This window comes from Xanthomonas arboricola pv. juglandis (genome assembly GCF_001013475.1).
Lineage (GTDB): Bacteria > Pseudomonadota > Gammaproteobacteria > Xanthomonadales > Xanthomonadaceae > Xanthomonas > Xanthomonas arboricola.
Genome location: NZ_JZEF01000004.1, coordinates 375,080 through 397,188 on the forward strand (window position 1 = coordinate 375,080; position 22,109 = coordinate 397,188).

Below are 22,109 nucleotides of genomic sequence, written 5' to 3' on the forward strand. Positions count from 1 at the left end.
TACGCCCAGGCGTCTTACGGTATCAGTTGCTTGTAGTAGTGGGCCTGCCACTGCGCGGTTCGCTCGCGAACTTCGCCCGGCGCGCGGAGGATGTGCATGTCCAGCTTGCCGCGCCGGTAGATGTCGTTTAAGCATTCGATGAAACCGTTCTGTATCGGACGTCCCGGCTCGATAAAATCTGATGAGATGTCTTGTGCTCGGCCCACTTGGCCAATACCGGCATGAAGAAATTCTGGCCGGTCGTCTAAACGAAGCTTGTTCGGCTAGTCGCGGCAGTCAGTGATGCGTTCCTATTCCAAAAAAATCTATGCTCGGGTAATGCTAATAACTGCGCAACTACCTCCTCATCACGATCAGAACGACGTCGATAATGTGCTGCCGAGCGAGCTAAGGCGTTCGCCGAACCGATCCGTCGCCAGAGCTCCAGCCATGCTGCTCACGAGCTTGGCAAGAGGCGGGCGCGTATGCGCAGGGCCTACAGTTCTTTGCGATGACATCCTTCAATGCATTGTTCTCAATCGCAAGGTCGGCATAAACCTCTTTGAGCTTGCCGTGCTCGGTGTACAGGTTGCAAAGGCGTTGTACATCAGCGACCTCCATGTCGCCGTACTTGGACTTCCGGGCGTACTAGGTCGCCTCGAGAACGCCCAGCTCGTAATAAACATCTTTGACTTAGTGGCAGCTCCCAACTTGTTTCAACGTGGCGACGATCTGGCTTTTGGTGAACTTGCCTTTGCGCATCCTTATCTTTTCCTTGGTCTTAGTTTGCCCAGAAGCGTTTAACTGTGGCTGGATCAGTTTCACCAAATGCTGCGAACAAGAAAAAGTGAAGTCTTAATCTGGATGTGTGTCGATCCCTCAGAAACGCAAAAATGGAAGCGTGGGCGCATCAATTTTTACTGAATGGCCCGTGTCGCAGTCAGAATTTGTGTTGGTGCTTACTAAGATTCGGTATGTGCCGGGCTTTAGGTCCTGAGGATCGATATACACATCAAAGCCGCTGTACATATAATTTTTATCCTTAAAAAAATCAGCTACATCAGGACGGATGATGCGCCAATGCCCGGTGTCAAAACTGTAGGCCTGCGCACCATCTGATAGTACTATTCGCAACTCCGACCAATTGAAATTTTTGAAGTTAAATTGTGTCGGCGTAGTCCAGCCCGCGAGTCTGATTGGAAGGCCGATGGAGGATGTTATGGGAAGCTGACCTGCAGGCCGCTCGTTGAACGTATCAAGCGCGCATTTTCCTGTATTTAACGTAAGGGTAGGAATCACCCTGCCTCTTGGGAAAATTGAGGTATTTGCCTTTTGGCGGAAGAGCATCAGCGCCGTAGATAACGGTCCGGTCGCTATCGAAACAAAATTAGGATCGGAAGCAGCAGGGGAGCTACAGTCTGCCTGAATTTTAGCAAAGTTGTCTTTCGGATCCGACGCTAGATTGCAACGCTCCGCGATAGCCGGATAACGGCCCGATACGGCGAGGCCTCCAAGCAATGAGGTGGGTAGTGATTCAATTTGCGCATTATTCCGAAGGCTTGCGCCAAGGTGGCCTGGATCAGGATAAGGTACATGACCATTAGGCTTGCCCTGGAATGCCTCGTCGTCGCCAGCAAGGAATTTTGCTGTGTTTAATGTCGACATACGAAGCCAATAAGCTCGCTCCTCCAGTTTTGGCCATTGAAGATAAGATTGGCAGAAGATACCAAGCACGACTGCTATGTAGCTACCGTAGGATATGCCGCGAGTTGATACGCCACGTACTCCTGATCCGATAAGGCGTGAGGCAAAGTAAATAGTAGCTATGCTAGAGGGCAAGATGGTGTCTGTATAGCGTGAAGTAACTTCAGCTAAGCCATGTCCTCGGGAATAGGCTATTGCAACCGCATTTAGTATGCCGAGAGCATTGATGCCTAGAAAAAAGTAGTCAGTTTGAGTCTGGCGATTGCGTCCGACTATCAGCATCCAGAATGCAGCTGGAACAAATAAAGCTAATTGGCCGATTCCGGGCAAGAGTGGCCAGCTGCTTGTTATCAGTAATGCGGAAGCCGCTTCTGAGATATCCTGGGCCTTCAACTGTGCGTGGTACGCTGGGGAAGGGGTGATGATGAAGCCAGCGATTCCAAGCAGCGTGACAAATGCAGCAAGCATCGCGCCGCGATTGAGAAGATCACGTTGGTTAGCTCCGCGAGCAATCAATACTCCAGCGCAAGCAAATGCGGTGAGCACACCATTTGCCATGGATGCGAGAGAAGCCAGGATCAAGATAGTAAGAGTGATCGCTGTGCGGAGTTTTATTGCGCCGAATGATGAGACTGCAATTGCAATGAATGCAAGTAAGGTATTTATGTAAAATTGGCTCTGGAAGCCTACTAATGTATTTTCCCAGCCAAATGGAAGTATTCCCATCAATGTTACAGCTACGGCCACGGAAATCGCCTGATTTTTATGGCTTTTAATTGATGTAATTAGTACGGGTATAGTGAGCGATATGCTGTAGATAAAGTTTGACGCGAAGGCTTCAACTTGATTATCCCATTGATGGCCGTTTAGCTCAAACAGGATAATGGTAAGCAATCGTGTCCAGAAGATTCGATGTTCGTTGTGAGGTGCAAACATCTGTGCCAGAGTCAGGGATCCACTCTCAAATGCACTGAAGATTGAATTTTCGCCACCCCATTGGTCCCAGAAAGGAACAGAGCCGCCCGCGCTCATTAGAAAAAATAAGCGTGAGAGAAATATTGCTATGAACACAAGAGCACAGGATTTGCTGGTGAAGCTAATAATGGCTCTTGGTTGTGAGTTCATGGTGCGCACAGCTGACTCCATGGTGAATTTTATGCATTCGGTGGTTTGTTTCGATTATTTTTAATAACGATGCAGGTTTGCGCTTTACGTTGAGGTGCTCAAGAATTTCGTTGGAATTTTCATTCGGAGTTAAGCTCCGATGCCATCTTCGGCTAAATTATTCTTGTGGGGGTGTGGTAATGTCTATTTTAAATATTTTGATGATGAAAAAGAAAAGTGTTTGTGGCCTAAGTAACTAGTAATCACAGGCACAGCGACGCCAAAGGCGTGTGCTACTGTTTCGTTATGGAAGTTGATCTGCAGGGCAGGTAGTAACCAACGGGAGAGTACCAAGCTGATCATGATTGTTTGCAATACTGCGGCCAAGTTGACGATGAGAAACCAAGTCATCTGATGGCTGAGATCGTTCTGTGCTTTTTGGAAAACCAAGACCTTGTTGAGTATGAAGGCCGTAATCATACCTAGACAGTAAGCCAAAATAATTGCTGGGACGTAGCGCATCCACCCACTAAAGACAAGACGAGAGCCAAAATTTACAGCTGCGGCTATGCTCCCTGCGACTAGAAACAGTAAGAACTGTCGAGAGATCACCTTGACGTCTTCCCTTCTGCCGCGACGTGAGCGAGCTTCGCGCCAACGGCGATGCTTTCATTGATAGACCGGTCTTCCGGATAATAGTAGGCGGTGTCTGCCATGAAGAATCCACGCAACGGCGCCTTCATCGGCGGCAGCATGTCCTGGAAGCCTGGCGGGCAGATGGTCTGCGCGTACTCGTAACGATGGCAATGGGTGGCGCGGATCCACTCCGGCTTGAAGTCTGGGTTGATCATAGGCAGGTAGCTGATGACCTCGTCGATCAACTGCTGGTTGCTCCACTGCCACTTCGGATGGGTCTTGGGCATGTAGTAGGGCGCGTAGACGATGTGCTCGCCGGGGCCGTTGCCGGGGTTGAGGTTGCTGTACTCGATCAGGCCGGGAATGGCGATCCGGTCGTCGCTGATGTTCATCCAGAAGTTTTCGCTGACCGGCCTGGATAGCTTCAGGATCACGCAGGCGACCGGAATATTCTCGATCGCGCCGACCTGGTCGGCAAACGTTTTGGGCAGGCCGGGCACCATGCCGGGCACGTACTGGATCGGTGCGGTCGACACGACGCCGTCGTAGGGATGGTGGCCGTCGCGGGTGCGGATGCCGGTGACCTGGCCGTCGGCCGAGGCGACCTCCTCGATCGGCCGCGACAGCAGGATGCGACCGCCGAGACGTGCAACTTCTGCCGCCATGCGTTCCAGCAGAACGGCCGAGCCACCTTCCAGATAGCCCATGCTTTCGTTGAGAAGATTACGCCGCGACAACGCCACGCGCTTGATTCGGGTACCGATCCACGAGGCGGACAGATCGTTCTGGTACTCGAAGAACTTCAGCGCGAACGCCTTCTCCCACATCACCTTGTAGGCTTTGGGGCCGATCCAGCGGGTAATCCAGTCGCGTGCGTTCTCCTTATCCAGCGCAGTCCAGTCGCTGATACCCTTGGTGTGCATGACATGCAGCGCGTAGCGGATCTTGTCGACCAGTCCCAGATGCGGGAAACCGAGCAGGGCGAACGGCGTTCCCCATTTGTGCAGCTTGCCCTGGTAGTAGTACCCCATCTTGGTGTCGGTCCAATGCAGGCGGTCGGACAGCTTTAGGTCCTCGAGCAGCTTGAACAGCGGGAAATCGGTCTTGCAGATGAAGTGGTAATAGCGCTCGATGCGCAGCCCGTCGAAATCGAAATCGGCGGACATGCCACCGATCCGGTCATCGCGTTCGTATACATCGACCTGATGACCTTTCTTCAGTAGTTCCATGGCAGCCATTAGGCCCATGGGGCCGCTGCCGACGATCGCGAATGAGCTCATGTGTTTATCTCTTGGTGACAGTTCAGCGCTTAAGTACGATGTGGCTATAGCGCGGGTCGGTATAACTTTCGCGGATCGCATCTTCGAATGGCGTCTGGCGCACGCCAAAGACTTTCTCGGTATTGACGCCTTTGAAGTCATCGCCGGCGCTGAGCGCCTTGAGCTGGTCGGCCGTGAATGGGGGTTTCTTGCTAAAGATCGAATACACGCGCAGCAGGAAGGCAAAGAAACCGATTGGAATATGCACGATCAGCGTATGCAGGCGTTTGACCCGCTTGATGGTCTTGATGATGTCGACATAATCGACTCGGGTATCACCGACGATGTCGTAGACCTCGCCGTTGGGTTCGCGCTCGATGCATTTGGCAATGCAACGGCAGAAGTCGCGTTCGTACAGCGGTTGACGCATGAACTTGCCATCACCCGGGATCGGAAAGACGGGCGTCTTGGCCATGAAGCGCGACAGCCAGCCTAGATGCTTTGGATCGAACCAGCCAAACATCAGCGTTGGCCGCAGCACGCAGTGACGCAAGCCGCTGCTCACCACCATCTCTTCCTGGGAGCGCTTGGTGTTGGTGTAATCATCCACAGCGACCGAATTCACCACCGACGAACTGATATGCACTACAAAAGGCACCTCGGCCGCTTTGCAGGCGTCAAGTACGTGCGAGGTGGCAACCAGGTTGTTGCGGGTGAAAAGCTCGGTGGTCTTGCCAGTGATCTGTGCATGCAATTGGGCAACGCAGGCCGCGCCTTCGAACTCGCGGGCCCATTCGCCCGGTTCGGCCAGGTCCGCATGCACGACGCGCACGGCAGGATGTAACTCGCGCAGGATCTGCAGGTTGTGCGCGTGCTTGTCGATCGCCACCAGTTGGGTGTAGCCCTGTTGTTCGAGCTCGACGATCAGATTTTGGCCGACCAGCCCTGCGGCACCGGTGATGACGATCTTGGCGTGTTTGTCGGTCATGTCAGAGCTTGATCCTGCGGAAAACGAATTCGGGTATGTTTTTGATCGCCAGCATGATGGCCCACCAAAATGCTGGCAGATAGGCCACAGCGCGACGCTTGTCCACTGCACCGAGGATTCCCTTGGCGATCTGGTCCGGCTTTGCCCACAGTGCGCCCTTCTTGAAAGCCGCGGTCATGGGTGTGTCGACGAAGCCCGGCTTGATCGTGAGCACGTTGATTCCTTCCGGACGCAGGCGCTGGCCCAGACCGCTCAGGTATGCAGTCACAGCCGCCTTGGCGCTGCCGTAGAGGTAGTTGCTGGCTCGGCCGCGGTCTCCCGCCACCGAAGAAATGACTGCAAGCGTGGCGCCCGACGTCAGTCGCGGAACAATCGCCGCGCACAGGGCAATGGTGGAAGTGCCGTTGGTTGCGAACTCACGAAGCGACAGTTCGACCGATGCGTTACACGCAGCTTGGTCCGGCAGCGTGCCATGTGCGATCAGCACAACATCAACGCCACCAAGCGCCGCCCAGGCAGCGTCCAATATTTCGCCATGACGTGCGCTGTCGTTGACGTCGAGGACGCCGATGCTGCTCCTGCCACCGCGTGTGGTCAGGTCCGCTGCGATCGTCTCAAGGCGCGTTGCCTGTCGGCCGAGCAGATGGATGGCCGCCCCGCGTGCGGCGTAGCGTCGGGCGGTTGCTTCGGCGATGGCCGAGGTGGCACCGATGATGAGGACGCGTTGCATGTCTACTCCGTGACCCGGCGCCAGAAGCCGGAAGAAAAACGTGGGTCGAGATAGCTGCCGAACTCGCGCCAGCGGCCATAGGCGCGCTGAAACGACTGTGCAGGCATACGTGCATCCTTGGCAGGGTACAGAGCGCCGCCTGCCTCGTCGACGATGCGGTCCAGTCGCTCAAGCAGGCGGAGTACGTCAGGACCGGTATTGGGAAAGTCCAATGCCAATGTCGTCCCGGGCCTCGGGAAAGACAGCATGCCGACGGAAGGTGTGTTGCCGAATTCTTTCAGCACTGCCAGGAACGAGCCGCTGCCGCTGCGCGCGATCTCGGCAAGCAGCGCGTCGACCCCGTCACGTGCGGTTGCAGGCGGCAATACACATTGATACTGCAGAAAACCGGATGGGCCGTACATACGGTTCCAGTCGCGGATACCGTCCAGCGGGTAAAAGAACGGCAACAGGTGGCTGACGAAGCGTCTGTGCGATGCCGGCTGGCGCCAGTAGTAAAGCGCATTGAAAGGCCGCAGGGACAACTTGTTTACCAACGAAATCGGTGGTGTGACCGGCATGGACAAGCCTGCGCCTGGCGATTTTGGTCGCTCCTGGGCGAGCCCGGTGCAGTGGTCGGCGCGGGTGAAGTGCCCGCGTCCGCGTGCCTTGCCGCTTGCCAGGCAATCGATCCAGGCCACGCTGTACTCGTGGCTGTCGGCAGATGCGGCCGATAAGGCGAAAAATTCGTCGAGCGAGCCAAAGCGGATATTTTCTGCTTCCAGCGTGGGACTGCCGACACGGCGTAACTGAATTTCGGCCCAGGTGATCAGGCCGGTCAGGCCGAGCCCTCCCACTGTGGCCGCAAACCAGAGATCGGCGTCATCCGGGGTGCACAGCCGCCGCTCGCCATCGCTGCGCAGCAGCTCGAATGCGCGCACATGGTGGCCAAAATTGCCGGTGCGATGGTGGTTCTTGCCATGCACATCGTTGGCGATCGCGCCGGCGACGGTGACGTAGCGAGTGCCGGGTGTCACTGGCAGGAACCAGCCTTGCGGCAACGCCAGCTCGATGATTTCGGCAAGGGTGACTCCCGCTTCACAGCGCAAGACGCCATTGCCTGGATCGAACGCGATGAATCGATCAAGCCCGCGTGCGCATAGCAGTGCACCATCCGGATTCAGGCAGCTGTCGCCATAACTGCGTCCGTTACCACGAGGCAGGGCAAAGCCATCGAATGCCGGCAGACGTGCCGCGCGATCATGGATCGGTAGCAGCGTCTGGTGTGCTCTGGGATAGCGCCCCCAGGACTGCCCCGCCGCCATCAGATGGCGCTCAGGGCAAACAACCCGCACAGCACCACAACGATCTGGCTCACGCGATCGGTGGCAGCGAACACGATCGGGTCATCATGCATCTCTCCGCGATGGGCGATGATCCAGACCCGGCTCACCCAATACAGCAGCACCGGACACACCAGCCACAGCAGCTTGGGATTGCGGTACAGCTCCACACTCTCGGGGCTGTTGATGTACAGCGCCATCACCATCACCGCGATGTAGCCGGCCGCCGCGCCCATGGATTGCAGCAGCGAGAGATCTTCCACTGAATAGGCACGACCACTGGCCCTGGTCTTGCCGCTGCTCAACATGGCATGCAGTTCGGTATAGCGCTTGAGCAGGGCCAGCGACAGGAACATGAACATCGAAAACGCCAACAGCCAGAACGACAGTTCGACGCCGATCGCCACGGCGCCGCCGATGATGCGTACGGTGTAGAGGGCTGCGAGCAGCACAACGTCGATCATCACGATGCGTTTCAAGCGCAGCGAATACGCCAATGTCATGATGTAGTAGGCAAGCAATACCAGGGTGAATTCGATGCTGCATGCCAACGACAGCAGAAGGCCGGCGACGGTTAGCGCAGGGGCGACCAGCAGGCCCTGCAAAAGAGGAAGCCGACCTGCCGCGAACGGGCGTTTGCGCTTGCGAGGGTGCTGGCGATCAGGCGTCAGGTCCAGCAGATCATTGAGCACATAGACGCCGGAGGCGCACAGGCCGAACGCCACCAGCGCAATCGTGGATTGCACCACCGATTCCAGATCCAGGAAGCGGTGCGCTGTCAGCAGGGGAACGAACACCAGCAGATTCTTCAGCCACTGATGCAGGCGCAACGCCTTCAGCCATGCACGGGCACGCGGCGGAGCAGGCCAATGCGCATGCACGGTCGTCCGCTGCGCAGCAGCCTTGGCGAGTGCAGCGCCATTGTTGACCACCCAGGCGCCACCGGCCTTTTCCCACACATGCAAATCCACGCTGCCGTTGCCTGCGTAATCGAAGTTGCCCTGACCAAACGCGTCGACCAGCACATCTGCCTTGTTGCGACCGGACAGATTGCGTTTGCCATCACTGGCGATCACCTCCTCGAACAGGCCCAGATGGTCTGCAATAGGCTTCACCAGGAGCGCGTCGGACGCCGTGCATAGCACGCGCGGACGTTGTGTCGTGGTGCGTAGCAGCTCCAGCACCTGGTGGTTGTAGGGCAGGGTCTCCGCAGGCAGGACGACGCGGGAGGCAAGTTCTCGCTTTAGCGCAGCCTTGCCGCGCAACAGCCACAGCGGCAGCAAGAACAGGTACAGCGGATTTCGCGCCAGCAGAGCCAGCACCGACTCGTAGAGGATGTCGGAATTCAAAAGCGTGCCATCCAGATCCACGCAAAGGGCGCGTCCCGAAACAACCGGACGGGTGGAGCTGCTGGTAGGGGCGGACATCGACTGCCTGGCGATCCATTGCGGGGCCGCGATTATACCTAGTCGATCAACCTGCTTCTTCCCGCGATGCAAATTCTGCGATCAGCATGGCCGCCGCGCCGACGACAATGGCGTACCAGAGCGTGACCAGGCGCGCCGCGACGGCGACCGCAATCGCCTCCGGGGTAGAGATCCCGAGCCGATTGAGCATCAACACGATGGCCAGTTCGGTGGTGCCGACGCCACCGGGGACGAACGACAGCGCGCCGATTAGCATCGCGAGTGGATAAATACCGAGCGCGACCATGGGGTCCAGCTGCAAGCCCATGCCAACGCACAGGCTCACGAAGACAGCCGATGTCAGTCCCCAGGCGAGGCATCCGGCAAGCATGCTTTGCCCGAACGCGCGCAGATCCAGGCAGCTACGCAGCTCCAACGCTGCCGCAAGGCAGAAGCGGGCCAGGCGGCGCAGCCAGCGGCCGGGAAGGCGCTCGGTCACACGTGCCAGACTATTCAATAGCGCAGGCCACGCCGCCGCGCCGAACAGCACACAGACAAATCCCAGCACCACGGCCACCAGGGCGCCCAGGGTCGGGAACACCGACGCAGCCAGCAGCGACAAGGACAGGATGACCAGCAGATCGGACGCGCGCTCAAAGACGAAGACGCCCAGCGTGCGCTCGGCCGGGATGCCCATACGCGCGAAATAGCGAATCCGCATCAGTTCGCCGGCCTTGCCGGGCGTTGCGGTCAGGGCAAAGCCCGCCAGATAGCCAGCCAGGCCGGGTAACACCGGTACGTGATGCCCCTTGCGGCGGAGGAGCCAGTGCCACCGCCAGTACCGGAACAGGTACGTGATGGAGACGGGCACGATTGCGAGCGACATCAACTGCCAGACCTCGCTCAGCCGCGAAAACGTCCCGTTCCCGTGGTCCACCCAGACCAATACGGCGACGTACCCCGCGCACAGCAGCAACACGAAGGCGGCCAGATAATCCAGACGGTGCCGCAATCTTGCGGCACCGTCGATGCTGGGAGGCAAAGGTGAATCCATTGCAGCAGAAGGGCCTCAGCCCAGCGCAGCCTCCAGCTCCGGAAGCAGGGTGAACAAATCCCCCACCAACCCGATGTCGGCAATCTCGAAGATCGGCGATTCCGGGTCCTTGTTGATCGCCACGATCGTGCCGGCGTCCTTGATGCCGGTCAGATGCTGGATCGCCCCGCTGATGCCGATCGCCACGTACAGCTCGGGCGCGATGATCTTGCCGGTCTGGCCGACCTGCAGCTCGTTCGGTACGTAGCCGGCATCCACGGCGGCGCGTGAGGCGCCCACGGCGGCGCCGAGTTTGTCGGCCAGGCTGTAGATGTGCTGGAAGTTCTCGGCCGAGCCGACGCCGCGGCCGCCGGAGACCACGCGCTTGGCGCTCTGCAGGTCCGGGCGGTCGGAGCTGCCTGCGGCCAAGCCGACGAAGCGGGTATGGGTGGGCAGCGCGGCATCGACGGTGACTGCTTCGACCGTCGCACTGCCGCCGGCTGCCGCTTCCGGCCAGGAGGCGCTGCGCACGGTGGCGACCACGACCTGGTCGGCCGGCGCTTTCACCGTGATGATCGCATTGCCTGCGTAGATCGGGCGCTTGAAGGTGTAGGCATCTTCGACCGCCATCAGGTCGGAGACCTGGTTGACACCCAGCAACGCGGCAACCACCGGCATCAGGTCCTTGCCGAACGTGGTCGAGGGGCCGAACACATGGGTATAGCCCTGGCCGGCGAGCTGGGCGATCTGCGGCCCCAGTACCTGCGCGATGGCATGTTCGTTAGCGGCGTTTGCCACTGTCAGCACGCGAGCAACACCCGCCAGCTGCGCGGCCTGCGCCGCAACCGCGGCCGGATCGGCCGCCAGCACGACGATGTCGATGGACTCGGCCGACACGGCCAGCGCGGCGCTGAGGGTCTTGGCGGTGGCCGCGTTGAGCTGGCCGTTGAGATGTTCGGCAACAATGAGAACCTTGGCCATTACAGCAACCCCTTCTGCTTGAGTGCGGCCACCAGCTCGGCGGCGTCCTTGACCATCACGCCGCGGCTGCGCTTGGACGGCGGCGCGTAGTGGGTAGTGGCCAGGCTGTCGTGCGCATCGACGCCGAGATCGGCAAAGGCCAGCGTTTCCAGCGGCTTGCTCTTGGCCTTCATGATGTCCGGCAGCTTGATGAAGCGTGGCTCGTTCAGGCGCAGATCGGTGGTGACCACTGCCGGCAGGTCCACTTCCAGCGTCTCCAGGCCGGCATCGACTTCGCGGGTCACCGTGGCCTTGCCATCGGCGACCACCAGCTTTCCGGCGAAGGTCGCCTGCGGGCGGCCCCACAGGGTGGCCAGCATCTGGCCAGTCTGATTGGCGTCGTCGTCGATCGCCTGCTTGCCCAGGATGACCAGGTCCGGCTGCTCTTTCTCGACCAGCTTGAGCAGGGTACGCGCGGCGGTCAGCGGCTGGATGGCCGCGTCGGTGACCACGTGGATGGCGCGGTTGGCGCCCATGGCCAGGCCATTGCGCAGATGCGCCGCAGCATCTGCCGGTGCCAGGGTGGCGACCACCACCTCGGTGGCGATGCCGGCGTCGCGCAGGCGCAACGCCTCTTCCAGGGCGATTTCGTCGAACGGGTTGGGCGAGAGCTTGACGCCGTCGGTGACCACACCGGAGCCATCGGGCTTGACCTGAATGCGGACGTTGTAGTCCACCACGCGCTTGTAGGCGACGAGGATTTTCATCGTGTACGAGATCCTTCAGCTGTTGCGGGAAGGCCCGGCCGCGGCGGCAGGCTCGGGAGTGGGGCTATTCTAACCGGGCGGGATGAACCATGCGATGGCGTATGGATGCTGCGGCGCGGCAATTGAGGCATGTTTGCCTAATGCGCTTGAGCTGGATCTGCTTAGGACCGTATATCCTATGTCGTTTGAAACGCAGCGCAGCGCGCGCGACCAGGAGGGGTAGATAGTGGCGACTTGGCTAGTAACCGGCGGTGCCGGCTTTATCGGCGGAAACTTTGTTCTTGAAGCAGTTGCACGCGGGATCCGCGTGATCAATCTCGATGCGCTCACCTATGCGGGGAACCTGAACACGCTGGCGTCGCTGGAAGGCAATGCCGACCATGTCTTCGTCAAGGGCGACATCGGCGACGGCGCGCTCGTGACCCGTCTGCTGCAGGAACACCAGCCGGACGCAGTGCTGAACTTCGCTGCCGAAAGCCATGTGGATCGCTCGATCGAAGGCCCTGGCGCGTTCGTCCAGACCAACGTCGTCGGTACCCTGGCTTTGCTCGAGGCCGTACGCGACTACTGGAAGGCGCTGCCGGATGCGCGTCGCGAGGCCTTCCGGTTCCTGCATGTGTCCACCGACGAGGTCTATGGCACGCTGGGCGAGACCGGCAAGTTCACCGAGACCACGCCGTATGCGCCCAATTCTCCGTACTCGGCGTCCAAGGCCGCCTCGGATCACCTGGTGCGCGCGTTCCACCACACCTACGGGCTGCCGGTACTGACCACCAACTGCTCGAACAACTACGGCCCATACCATTTCCCGGAAAAGCTCATTCCGCTGGTGATCGCCAAGGCGCTGGCCGGCGAGCCGTTGCCGGTGTACGGCGATGGCAAGCAGGTGCGCGACTGGTTGTTCGTCAGCGACCACTGCGAGGCGATCCGCACCGTGCTGGCTAAGGGCAAGGTCGGCGAGACCTACAACGTGGGCGGCAACTCCGAGCGCCAGAACATCGAGGTCGTGCAGGCGATCTGTGCGCTGCTGGATCAGCATCGCCCGCGTGAGGATGGCAAGCCGCGCGCGAGCCAGATCACCTATGTCACCGATCGCCCCGGACACGATCGTCGCTACGCGATCGATGCCTCCAAGTTGAAGAGCGAGCTGGGTTGGGAGCCAGCGTATACCTTCGAGCAAGGCATCGCGCAGACGGTGGAGTGGTACCTGACCAACCAGACCTGGGTGCAGGGCGTGCTGGATGGCAGCTATCGGCTGGAACGGATCGGCGCCGCGGCCTAACGCGAGCCCTTAGGCAAGAGCCCGCGCGTGTAAGCGTGTGCGGGCCTCAACAGGACATCCCTGATGACACAACGTAAAGGCATCATTCTGGCGGGCGGCTCCGGCACGCGCCTGTACCCGATCACCAAGGGCGTCAGCAAGCAGCTGTTGCCGGTGTACGACAAGCCGATGATCTACTACCCGCTGAGCGTGCTGATGCTCGCGGGTATCCGCGACATCCTGATCATCAATACGCCGCACGAGCAGGCGCTGTTCCAGTCGCTGCTGGGCGATGGTTCCCAGTGGGGCGTCAATATCCAGTATGCCGTGCAGCCCAGCCCTGATGGTCTGGCGCAGGCCTATCTGATCGGTCGCGAGTTCGTCGACGGCAAACCGAGTTGCCTGGTGTTGGGCGACAATATCTTCCATGGGCATGGTCTGACCGATACCTTGCGCCGCGCCGATGCGCGTGAGCAAGGTGCAACCGTCTTCGGTTACTGGGTCAACGACCCGGAGCGCTATGGCGTTGCCGAATTCGATCAGCAAGGCAAGGTCATCGACATTGCCGAAAAGCCGGAAAAGCCCCGCTCCAACTACGCGGTCACCGGCTTGTATTTCTATGACGGCAAGGCCAGCGACTACGCCGCTGCATTGAAGCCCTCGCCGCGCGGCGAGCTGGAGATCACCGATCTCAATCGCTGCTATCTCGATGCCGGCAATCTGCACCTGGAGCCGCTGGGGCGCGGATATGCATGGCTGGATACCGGCACGCATCAGTCATTGCACGAAGCGGCCAATTTCATCGAGACCATCCAGATGCGTCAGGGCCTGCAGGTGTGCTGCCCGGAAGAAATCGCATTTGGTCAGGGCTGGATCGATGCGGAGCAGCTGGAGCGCCTGGCGGCGCCGTTGTTGAAGAATGACTATGGCAGGTATCTGCACGAATTGGCCGTACGAGGAGTAGTGCCTTGAAAGTGATCGAAACGCGTCTACCTGGTTGCGTCGTCATCGAGCCGGCAGTGTTCGGCGATGCGCGCGGCTATTTCTTTGAAACATGGAATGCCGAACGCTTCGGTCAGCACGGCTTGCCGACGCAATTCGTGCAGAGCAACGTGTCCACCTCCGCCAAGGGAGTGCTGCGTGGTCTGCACTACCAATGGCCGCGTCCGCAGGGCAAGTTGGTCAGCGTGCTGGAGGGCGAGGTCTATGACGTCGCCGTTGATGTGCGTCACGGCTCGCCCAACTTCGGTCAATGGGCGGCGGTGGTGCTGAGCGCGGAGAACAAGAAGCAGTTCTGGATTCCGGAAGGCTTCGCGCACGGCTTTGCAGTGTTGTCCGAACGTGCAGTGTTCAGTTACCTGTGCACCGACGTCTATGTCAAGGAAGCCGATGCCGGCGTGCGCTGGGACGACGCTGCGATCGGGATCGATTGGCCGATCAGCGATCCGTTGCTGTCTGCCAAGGATGCTGACGCGCCGTTCCTTGGTGACGTGGCGGTCGATCGCTTGCCGGTGTTTACCCCGTGACCACCTTGGTCTTTGGGGCGAACGGGCAGGTCGGCACCGAGCTGCTGCGCGCACTGGCAGCCGATGGTGCAGTACAGGCCACCACGCGCAGCGGGCAGTTGCCTGATGGCAGTGCCTGCGAGACGGCAGACTTCGACGCACCGCAGACGCTGGCGTCCTTGCTGGACCGGATCGGCCCGAGCCGCGTCGTCAATGCCGCCGCCTATACCGCAGTGGATCGCGCCGAGCAGGACCGCGACGGCGCATTGCGCGCCAATGCGACCTCGCCCGGCGTCATCGCCGCATGGTGTGCATCCAACGACGTACCGCTGGTGCATTACTCGACCGACTACGTCTTCGACGGTCAGGGCACCGCGCCGTATCCGGAGGATGCGCAAACCTCGCCGCTTGGTGTGTATGGCGAGACCAAGCTTGCTGGCGAGGAGGCGATCCGCGCTTCGGGTGCGCAGCATCTGATCCTGCGCACGGCATGGGTGTACGCCTCGCACGGCGCGAATTTCCTGCGCACCATGTTGCGTGTCGGTGCCGAGCGCGATGAGCTGCGGGTGGTGGCCGATCAGGTCGGAACACCGACACCCGCCGCCCTGATTGCCGATGTCACTGCGCAGTTGCTGCGCCAACGCACACCCGACACGTCGGGTACCTGGCACCTCACGGCTGCAGGGCAGACCAGCTGGCATGGTTTTGCCGAGGCGATCTTCCAGCAAGCTGTCAGCGCAGGCCTGTTGTCGCGCGCACCGCGCGTGGTGCCGATCACCACCGCCGACTATCCGACGCCCGCAAAGCGGCCGGCGTACTCGCGGCTGTCGATCGACAAATTGCAGCGCGATTTCGACATCGTGTTGCCGGACTGGCAGCTCGGCCTGCAGCGCGTGATTGCCGAAATCGCCGCTGCCAGAGAGTAAATCGGCGACTCCGGGCGGTGGCGATAGTTCCGTCGATCCATGCAGGCCGCAAAAACAAACAGCCGGGAATCCCCGGCTGTTTGCGTATGTGTTGCAGAGTCCTGCAAGCGACCGATCAAGTACGCCCGTAGGTGTCTTCGAAACGCACGATGTCGTCTTCGCCCAGATAGCTGCCGGACTGCACTTCGATCAGTTCCAGCGGCAATTTGCCAGGATTGCGTAGGCGATGGGTCACACCAAGCGGAATATAGGTACTCTGGTTCTCGGTGAGCAGCAGCACCTCTTCGCCACGCGTAACTTCTGCGGTGCCGCTGACGACGATCCAGTGTTCGGCGCGGTGGTGATGCATCTGCAGGCTGAGCACGGCGCCGGGCTTGACGGTGATGCGCTTGACCTGGTGACGGTGACCCATGTCGATCGAATCGTAAGCACCCCACGGGCGATAGACCTTGCGATGCCAGGTGGCCTCGGAACGGCCAGCCGTCTTGATCTGGCCCACCACGTCCTTGACCTCCTGGATGCGATCGCGGTGACCGACCAGCACGGCATCCGGCGTCTCGACGACGACCACGTCTTCCAGGCCGACCATGGCAATCAAGCGCGAGCCGTAGGCGTAGGTGTTGCGGCAGTCGACCTGGATCACGTCGCCATGATGCGCGTTGCCGTCGGCGTCCTGCTTGGACACGTCCAGCAGCGACGACCACGAACCGACATCGTTCCAGCCGGCATCCAGCGGCACCACCACCGCATCGGCGGTCTTTTCCATCACCGCATAGTCGATCGAATCCGATGGGCTGGAGGCGAACGCATCTTTGTCCAGACGGGTGAAGTCGGCGTCGCGCTTGCCGCCTTCCCACGCCTTCTGGCACGCATCGGCGATGGCGGGCTGGAACTTGCGCAGTTCTTCCAGATAGCGCGAGGCACGGAACAGGAACATGCCGCTGTTCCAGTAATACTCGCCGCTGGCCAGATAGCCTTGCGCGGTGGCCAGGTCGGGCTTTTCGACGAAGCGTTCGACGGCGCTGACGCCGGTACCCGCGCTTGCCTTGATATAGCCGTAGCCGGTTTCGGGCGCGGTGGGCTTGATGCCGAAGGTGACCAGCTTGCCTTGTTCGGCTGCAGTCGCCGCCAACGTGACCGCGGCCTGGAATGCCGCTTCATCCTGAATCACGTGATCGGACGGCAGCACCAGCAGCAGCGGATCGCTACCGTTGCGAGTCGCTTCCAGTGCAGCAACGGCGATGGCCGGTGCGGTATTGCGACCCTTGGGCTCGAGCAGGATGGCCGACGGCTTCACGCCCAACTGCTGCAGCTGCTCGGCGGCCATGAATCGGTGTTCTTCGTTGGCCACCACGATGGGGGCATGCGCCGCCACCGGGGCGGAACGCAACCAGGTGGCCTGCAGCATGCTGTGCTCGCCGACCAGCGGCAGGAACTGCTTGGGATACGATTCGCGCGACAACGGCCAAAGGCGCGTGCCGGAACCGCCGGACAGGATGATAGGAAGGACGTCGCTCATGGGCGGGGGAAACTCCAAAGTGCGTCTAAAGGTGGGAGAGGGGGTGAATCAGCCGCGCAGCAGACCGGAAATTTCCTGCGTACGCGTTTCCAGCAGTGCGGCATCGCCGCGCGTTTCCACGTTCAGACGCAGCAGCGGCTCGGTGTTGGAGCTGCGCAGGTTGAAACGCCATTGGCCGAAGTCGGCACTGATGCCATCGGTGTAGTCCAGTTCTGGCGACTGATCGCCGTAGTGATCCATCACGCGTGCAACCGCCGCCTTGGCATCGTCCACCTTGAAGTTGATCTCGCCGCTGCAGGGGAATTTCTGCATGCGCGCCTCGACCAGATCCGCCAGCGAACGACCGGACTGCGACACCAGCTCGGCGATCAACAACCACGGGATCATGCCGGAGTCGGCGTAGGCGAACTCGCGGAAATAGTGGTGCGCGCTCATCTCGCCGCCATACACGGCGTTTTCGCTGCGCATCTTTTCCTTGATGAAGGCATGGCCGCTCTTGCACAGCACCGGGATGCCGCCGGCGTCCTCGACCATCTCGACGGTGTTCCAGGTCAGGCGTGGGTCGTGCACGACCTTGCCACCCGGCTGCTTGGCCAGAATCGCCTGGGCCAGCAGGCCGACCAGGTAATAACCTTCGATGAAGCGGCCGGTGTGGTCGAAGAAGAAGCAGCGATCGAAGTCGCCGTCCCAGGCGATACCGAAGTCGGCGCCGTGTTCCTTGACCGCCCTGGCGGTGGCGTCGCGGTTTTCCGGCAGCAGCGGGTTGGGGATGCCGTTGGGGAAGTTGCCATCGGGTTCGTGGAAGACGCGGATGAACTCGAACGGCAGCTGCGGTGCAAGCAGGTCGACGATCAGGCCGGCGCCGCCGTTGCCGGCGTTGACCACCAGCTTTAGAGGCTTGAGCGTGCTGCGGTCCACGTAGCTGAGTAGATGCTCCAGGTAGGCGGTCTTGTCGGTGCGGCTCTGCTCGCTTGCGGTGGGCTCGCCCGGCGCGGCGGTATCGGCAGCGACGGTGTCGCGGATCGCGAACAGGCCGGTGTCGGAGCTGATCGGCCGCGCCTGCTCGCGGACCAGCTTCATGCCGTTGTAGTCCATCGGGTTATGGCTGGCAGTGACCATCACGCCGCCGGCTGCCTTGAGGTAATCGGTCTGGAAATAGACCTCCTCGGTGCCGCACAGGCCGATGTCGATCACTTCGCGGCCGCTGGCGCGCAGGCCGGCCGAGAGCGCTTCCTGCAGGCCGGGACTGGCCAGGCGCACATCGTGGCCCAAGACCACGGGCCCTTGCTCCAGCTGCGCCGCCAATGCCACGCCGATGCGGCGCGCCAAGTCCTCGTTGAGTTCATCCGGCACGCGGCCGCGAATATCGTAGGCCTTGAAGGCGGGTAGCGTCATGGGCAATTCCTGGGGTGGGGGAATTCCGAGTTTAGCGGCTGTGCCGTGTCTTGGGTGTGGCGGAATTGCGATCGGGGACAGGGAACAGTCAGCGGCTAGAATGGCCGCTTTACATCAGCGAGGCGAGGGCGGTGATGAGCAATAGTGGACGTGGTGCGGTAAGCGGCAAACGCTATGCCGACGCCGGGGCGGCGCTGGATGGGGTGCTGGCCGATGGCCAGACCCTGGCGGTCGGCGGCTTCGGATTGTGCGGAATCCCGGAAGCGCTGATCGCGGCAGTGCGCGCGAGCGGGGTCAACGGATTGACCGTGATCTCCAACAACGCAGGTGTCGACGGATTCGGGCTGGGTCAATTATTGGCCACCCGGCAGATCCGCAAGATGATTTCGTCCTACGTGGGCGAGAACAAGGAATTCGAGCGGCAGTACCTGGCCGGCGAACTGGAGCTGGAGTTCAACCCGCAAGGCACGCTGGCCGAGCGCCTGCGCGCGGGCGGTGCGGGAATTCCAGCGTTCTATACCGCAACCGGCTACGGCACCATCGTCGCCCAGGGCAAGGAAACCCGGCAATTCGACGGCAAGCAGTACGTAATGGAAACCGCGCTGCAGGCCGACGTCGCGCTGGTCAAGGCCTGGCGTGCGGACACGGCCGGCAATCTGTTGTTCCGCAAGACTGCGCGTAACTTCAACCCGGCCTGCGCCATGGCCGGTCGCGTCTGCGTCGCCGAGGTCGAGGAAATCGTGGAGGTGGGCACGATTGATCCGGACCAGGTGCATCTGCCCGGCATCTATGTCGACCGGCTGGTGCTCAACGCCACCCCGGAAAAACGCATCGAACAGCGCACCGTGCGCGAAGGACAGCACTGATGGCCTGGACCAGAGACCAGATGGCCGCACGTGCGGCGCGCGAGTTGACCGATGGTGCCTACGTCAACCTGGGCATCGGCCTGCCGACGCTGGTGGCCAACCACATTCCCGATCGCGTGGACGTATGGCTGCAATCGGAGAACGGCCTGCTCGGCATCGGCCCGTTTCCCAGCGAAGACGAGGTGGATGCGGACCTGATCAATGCCGGCAAGCAGACAGTCACCGCACGTGCCGGCGCCAGTTATTTTGGCAGCCACGACTCGTTTGCGATGATCCGTGGCGGGCACATCGATCTGGCGATTCTCGGTGCGATGCAGGTCACCGAGCGCGGCGACCTGGCTAACTGGATGGTACCCGGCAAGATGGTCAAGGGCATGGGTGGCGCGATGGACCTGGTGGCTGGCGTCAAGCGCGTTGTCGTGCTGATGGAACACGTTGCCAAGGACGGCAGCCACAAGATCCTGCGCGAATGCGACCTGCCATTGACCGGCGTCGGCGTGGTCGATCGCATCATCACCGACTTGGCGGTATTCGACGTCACCGATGGCGGGTTGGTGCTGGTGGAGGCGGCCGAGGGAGTGGAGCTGGATGAGTTGCGCGCCAAAACCGGTGTCGCATTCGTTGTGCAAACACGAGACTAGTTGCGTTGCAATTCGCAAGGTGCTGTCACGGCGCCTTGCGTGCATACCGATAAGGCTCGGCTGACGCTGTTTTGGTAATGCCCAGTGTTTGTTCGATCGTGGTGACGCGATGCCCGGAACTGGTCACAGCAAGACCGACGAAGCGCTCGATTGCATGGGCGAGGGTGCCGTCGATCTGCCCTTGTTCGCTTTCAAACTCGCTCGGATGAAGGTGTGCATCCAGCAATGGGCGTAGCGCCTCCAGCCGTGCCCAGAACATGCTACCGGAAGCAAACAAGCTAGTTGCGTCCGGTGCATCCGTGCCTGTGCGAACAGCAAGATAATCCAGTGCGTCAGCGTTGCCGCCGATAAAGTCGGTTACCGGTAAGAGATGACCGTCAGGTGCCATGAGACCGACAAGCGGATCGGTAGAGAACGCATCCATGATCGCATCGACCCGCTGCGGCATGAGCAATGCGGCGAGCATCTCGTTTCGCCATGCGTTTCCGTCATCGCGATGAGTCGATTTCTTGGTGTGCAGCTTCAAAACCAGCTGCACGCCCTCATCGAGTAGCCGGTTGGCCACGTGCAGGAAAGGCAGGATGTCGCGGCCACGATTTTCAAAGCCTTCCACCTCGGCCTGGATGCCGCGCTGCTGTATGCATTGATTGACTTCGATGACCTTGGTGAGGTCGGTCGTGACGATGATGCGCAGTGGAGTTCCGCACTCGACAATTGCATCGAGCATCTCGTTCAGTACATCAAGATACCAGGCGTGCAAGACCACGCATGCGCTTGGCGAACGTGATTCGGTTACAACGTCTGGTGCACGCGTCAGCGCCTGACGTGTTGCCTCCAGCCACGCATGTCCCAAGCGCGCATCTGGTTCGAGTAGCGCACCTTCGGCCCACTCGTTCCATGCATTGATGAACACCATGCGGTTAGCTGGCGGCGCACTGGCGAGGCGATGGCGCAGGGTGCGCGATAGCCAGTCCCGATAGCGGCGGGGGGATGCGTGCAGGTAGATGCGTCCTTTTCCCGAGCGTCGTGGTTCGTTGTCCCAGCCCGGATTGACCCCCGGATATAGCGTGTACTCGCGTAGCGGTCGCTGCTCCATGTCGCGCGCAAGTTCTCGCCAATCGAGTACCTCGCCGTTGAACTCCGGGTTCAGCAATCGCTGTCTGGCAGTGACCGACGCTGGCGTACTCATGTTGGGAGGGAATTCGACTGCAGCATCGAATCCGATGTCGCGCGGATCGGGGCGCTCGAAACCCTGCACGTAGGCCAGATGAATTTCGCCGACCCCGTTCTCGCGACACCACCTGCGCCAACGCGCTGCGGTCTGTGCGGGATCGGGCAATAAATGTGGCCGATACACCAACAGTAACGGGCGGCCATCCACCCGCAGATATGTTGGATTGCGTAGATATGTCGCGATATGGGCAATAAAGGCGAGGTCGTCGTCGGCGCTGTGCGCCTGGTCGATCAGAATGTCATCGCCACGGCCATCCCAGCGGCGCGCCCACTTCTCGTTTGCCCAGCAAAGGCAAAAAGGCAACGTGATCGAGGTATCTTCGTGCCGTTGGGCAATCGGCATTTCCAGCAGGGTCTTACCGGCAAACCAGTAGAAGTAAAAGCAAAACGCGCCAAGGCCGTACTCTTGTGCCAAACGTGCCTGCTCGCGCATGACCTGTGGTGTGCGAAGGTCATAGAAGCCCAGATCCGCCGGAAGGCGTGGTTGTTGATGGCCTTCAAACTGTGCAAGCGCGCGGCTGACGTTGCGCCATTCGGTAAAGCCTTTGCCCCACCACGCATCGTTCTCCGGGATGGGATGAAATTGCGGCAGATAGAACGCAACCAGGGTTGCGGGAAGCGTCTCCGGCAATGCGGCAGTGCGATAAGGTACGTGGCCGATCGCCGCTTCGTCACTGCGTGCTGCAGGGCGTCGCGAGATGCCATGGACTGCGCGGCCGCGTACAGGCTCAGGTACCCAGTCGGCATGTCGGTCCAGGAACCAGCTACGCCACCGGTCACGCGTTGCGTCAGTTAAAGGAATTGCGCGAAACCCTGCGCGCAACAGTCCAAACAGCTGCGCGCGCACACGTGACTGCATCGAGCGTCCCGCTGTA

General features: G+C 60.5%; 21 protein-coding genes. 7 read left to right on the forward strand and 14 right to left on the reverse strand.

The window, feature by feature from the left end:
• Nucleotides 1-14: 14 nt before the first annotated feature.
• Entirely contained in the window at nucleotides 15-206 is a 192-nt protein-coding gene (locus tag XARJCFBP2528_RS24470) for an integrase core domain-containing protein (protein ID WP_047124901.1), read from the reverse strand.
• 76 nt (nucleotides 207-282) lie between these two features.
• Here XARJCFBP2528_RS24470 and XARJCFBP2528_RS24475 point away from each other — a divergent pair, with 76 nt between their 5' ends.
• The gene (locus XARJCFBP2528_RS24475; RefSeq protein ID WP_146011223.1) at nucleotides 283-783 is read left to right on the forward strand and encodes a hypothetical protein; all 501 of its coding nucleotides are present in this window, start codon (nucleotides 283-285) and stop codon (nucleotides 781-783) included.
• Between the two features lie 75 nt (nucleotides 784-858).
• Here the strand turns inward: XARJCFBP2528_RS24475 and XARJCFBP2528_RS23570 are convergent, their stop codons facing one another.
• The 10 genes from XARJCFBP2528_RS23570 to XARJCFBP2528_RS16665 form a co-directional block, all read right to left on the reverse strand.
• Complete coding sequence (locus XARJCFBP2528_RS23570) at nucleotides 859-2,817, reverse strand: hypothetical protein (protein ID WP_146011224.1); 1,959 nt, start codon at nucleotides 2,815-2,817, stop codon at nucleotides 859-861.
• A gap of 174 nt (nucleotides 2,818-2,991) precedes the next feature.
• Nucleotides 2,992-3,399, reverse strand: a complete 408-nt coding sequence (locus XARJCFBP2528_RS22805; RefSeq protein ID WP_080591387.1) for a GtrA family protein — start codon at nucleotides 3,397-3,399, stop codon at nucleotides 2,992-2,994.
• Nucleotides 3,396-4,703, reverse strand: a complete 1,308-nt coding sequence (locus tag XARJCFBP2528_RS16630; RefSeq protein ID WP_026064685.1) for an NAD(P)/FAD-dependent oxidoreductase — start codon at nucleotides 4,701-4,703, stop codon at nucleotides 3,396-3,398. Before XARJCFBP2528_RS16630 ends, XARJCFBP2528_RS22805 begins: the two co-directional genes overlap by 4 nt.
• 22 nt (nucleotides 4,704-4,725) lie before the next feature.
• Nucleotides 4,726-5,670, reverse strand: coding sequence for an NAD-dependent epimerase/dehydratase family protein (locus XARJCFBP2528_RS16635; protein WP_016903944.1), 945 nt, complete (start codon nucleotides 5,668-5,670; stop codon nucleotides 4,726-4,728).
• A 1-nt stretch (nucleotide 5,671) separates the two neighbouring features.
• Nucleotides 5,672-6,400, reverse strand: a complete 729-nt coding sequence (locus XARJCFBP2528_RS16640; RefSeq protein WP_016903943.1) for an SDR family oxidoreductase — start codon at nucleotides 6,398-6,400, stop codon at nucleotides 5,672-5,674.
• A 2-nt stretch (nucleotides 6,401-6,402) separates the two neighbouring features.
• Nucleotides 6,403-7,704 (reverse strand): FAD-binding oxidoreductase, encoded by a 1,302-nt coding sequence (locus tag XARJCFBP2528_RS16645; protein ID WP_016903942.1) that lies wholly within the window; start codon nucleotides 7,702-7,704, stop codon nucleotides 6,403-6,405.
• Nucleotides 7,704-9,092, reverse strand: a complete 1,389-nt coding sequence (locus XARJCFBP2528_RS16650; protein WP_016903941.1) for a UbiA family prenyltransferase — start codon at nucleotides 9,090-9,092, stop codon at nucleotides 7,704-7,706. The genes XARJCFBP2528_RS16645 and XARJCFBP2528_RS16650 overlap by 1 nt, the downstream gene beginning before the upstream one ends.
• Before the next feature lie 103 nt (nucleotides 9,093-9,195).
• Nucleotides 9,196-10,182: a lysylphosphatidylglycerol synthase transmembrane domain-containing protein gene (locus XARJCFBP2528_RS16655; RefSeq protein WP_026064684.1), complete on the reverse strand. Its 987-nt coding sequence runs from the start codon at nucleotides 10,180-10,182 to the stop codon at nucleotides 9,196-9,198.
• A 15-nt stretch (nucleotides 10,183-10,197) separates the two neighbouring features.
• A complete protein-coding gene (locus tag XARJCFBP2528_RS16660) occupies nucleotides 10,198-11,142 on the reverse strand; it encodes an electron transfer flavoprotein subunit alpha/FixB family protein (RefSeq protein WP_016903939.1) in 945 nt (314 codons plus the stop codon).
• On the reverse strand, nucleotides 11,142-11,888 hold the full coding sequence (locus XARJCFBP2528_RS16665; protein WP_016903938.1) for an electron transfer flavoprotein subunit beta/FixA family protein: 747 nt from the start codon (nucleotides 11,886-11,888) through the stop codon (nucleotides 11,142-11,144). Before XARJCFBP2528_RS16665 ends, XARJCFBP2528_RS16660 begins: the two co-directional genes overlap by 1 nt.
• Nucleotides 11,889-12,114: 226 nt before the next feature.
• Here XARJCFBP2528_RS16665 and rfbB point away from each other — a divergent pair, with 226 nt between their 5' ends.
• The 4 genes from rfbB (at nucleotide 12,115) to rfbD (ending at nucleotide 15,580) form a co-directional block, all read left to right on the forward strand.
• Nucleotides 12,115-13,170 (forward strand): dTDP-glucose 4,6-dehydratase, encoded by a 1,056-nt coding sequence (gene rfbB, locus XARJCFBP2528_RS16670; RefSeq protein ID WP_026064683.1) that lies wholly within the window; start codon nucleotides 12,115-12,117, stop codon nucleotides 13,168-13,170.
• Nucleotides 13,171-13,233: 63 nt separating this feature from the next.
• Entirely contained in the window at nucleotides 13,234-14,121 is an 888-nt protein-coding gene (gene rfbA, locus XARJCFBP2528_RS16675) for a glucose-1-phosphate thymidylyltransferase RfbA (protein WP_016903936.1), read from the forward strand.
• A complete protein-coding gene (gene rfbC, locus XARJCFBP2528_RS16680) occupies nucleotides 14,118-14,675 on the forward strand; it encodes a dTDP-4-dehydrorhamnose 3,5-epimerase (RefSeq protein WP_016903935.1) in 558 nt (185 codons plus the stop codon). Before rfbA ends, rfbC begins: the two co-directional genes overlap by 4 nt.
• Nucleotides 14,672-15,580: a dTDP-4-dehydrorhamnose reductase gene (gene rfbD, locus XARJCFBP2528_RS16685; RefSeq protein WP_047124902.1), complete on the forward strand. Its 909-nt coding sequence runs from the start codon at nucleotides 14,672-14,674 to the stop codon at nucleotides 15,578-15,580. Before rfbC ends, rfbD begins: the two co-directional genes overlap by 4 nt.
• A gap of 115 nt (nucleotides 15,581-15,695) precedes the next feature.
• On the opposite strand, the gene XARJCFBP2528_RS16690 is transcribed toward rfbD, so the two are convergent.
• Together XARJCFBP2528_RS16690 and XARJCFBP2528_RS16695 are read right to left on the reverse strand one after the other, a co-directional pair.
• Nucleotides 15,696-17,099 (reverse strand): mannose-1-phosphate guanylyltransferase/mannose-6-phosphate isomerase, encoded by a 1,404-nt coding sequence (locus XARJCFBP2528_RS16690; RefSeq protein ID WP_016903949.1) that lies wholly within the window; start codon nucleotides 17,097-17,099, stop codon nucleotides 15,696-15,698.
• 48 nt (nucleotides 17,100-17,147) lie between these two features.
• A complete protein-coding gene (locus tag XARJCFBP2528_RS16695; protein WP_016903950.1) occupies nucleotides 17,148-18,494 on the reverse strand; it encodes a phosphohexomutase domain-containing protein in 1,347 nt (448 codons plus the stop codon).
• Nucleotides 18,495-18,628: 134 nt separating this feature from the next.
• Between XARJCFBP2528_RS16695 and XARJCFBP2528_RS16700 the strand changes: the two genes are divergently transcribed.
• Both XARJCFBP2528_RS16700 and XARJCFBP2528_RS16705 read left to right on the forward strand, forming a co-directional pair.
• Nucleotides 18,629-19,360, forward strand: coding sequence for a CoA transferase subunit A (locus tag XARJCFBP2528_RS16700; protein WP_016903951.1), 732 nt, complete (start codon nucleotides 18,629-18,631; stop codon nucleotides 19,358-19,360).
• A complete protein-coding gene (locus XARJCFBP2528_RS16705; RefSeq protein WP_016903952.1) occupies nucleotides 19,360-20,001 on the forward strand; it encodes a CoA transferase subunit B in 642 nt (213 codons plus the stop codon). The genes XARJCFBP2528_RS16700 and XARJCFBP2528_RS16705 overlap by 1 nt, the downstream gene beginning before the upstream one ends.
• 25 nt (nucleotides 20,002-20,026) lie before the next feature.
• Here XARJCFBP2528_RS16705 and XARJCFBP2528_RS16710 read toward each other — a convergent pair whose 3' ends face one another.
• Nucleotides 20,027-22,093, reverse strand: a complete 2,067-nt coding sequence (locus tag XARJCFBP2528_RS16710) for a glycoside hydrolase family 99-like domain-containing protein (protein WP_047124903.1) — start codon at nucleotides 22,091-22,093, stop codon at nucleotides 20,027-20,029.
• Between the last annotated feature and the right edge of the window lie 16 nt (nucleotides 22,094-22,109).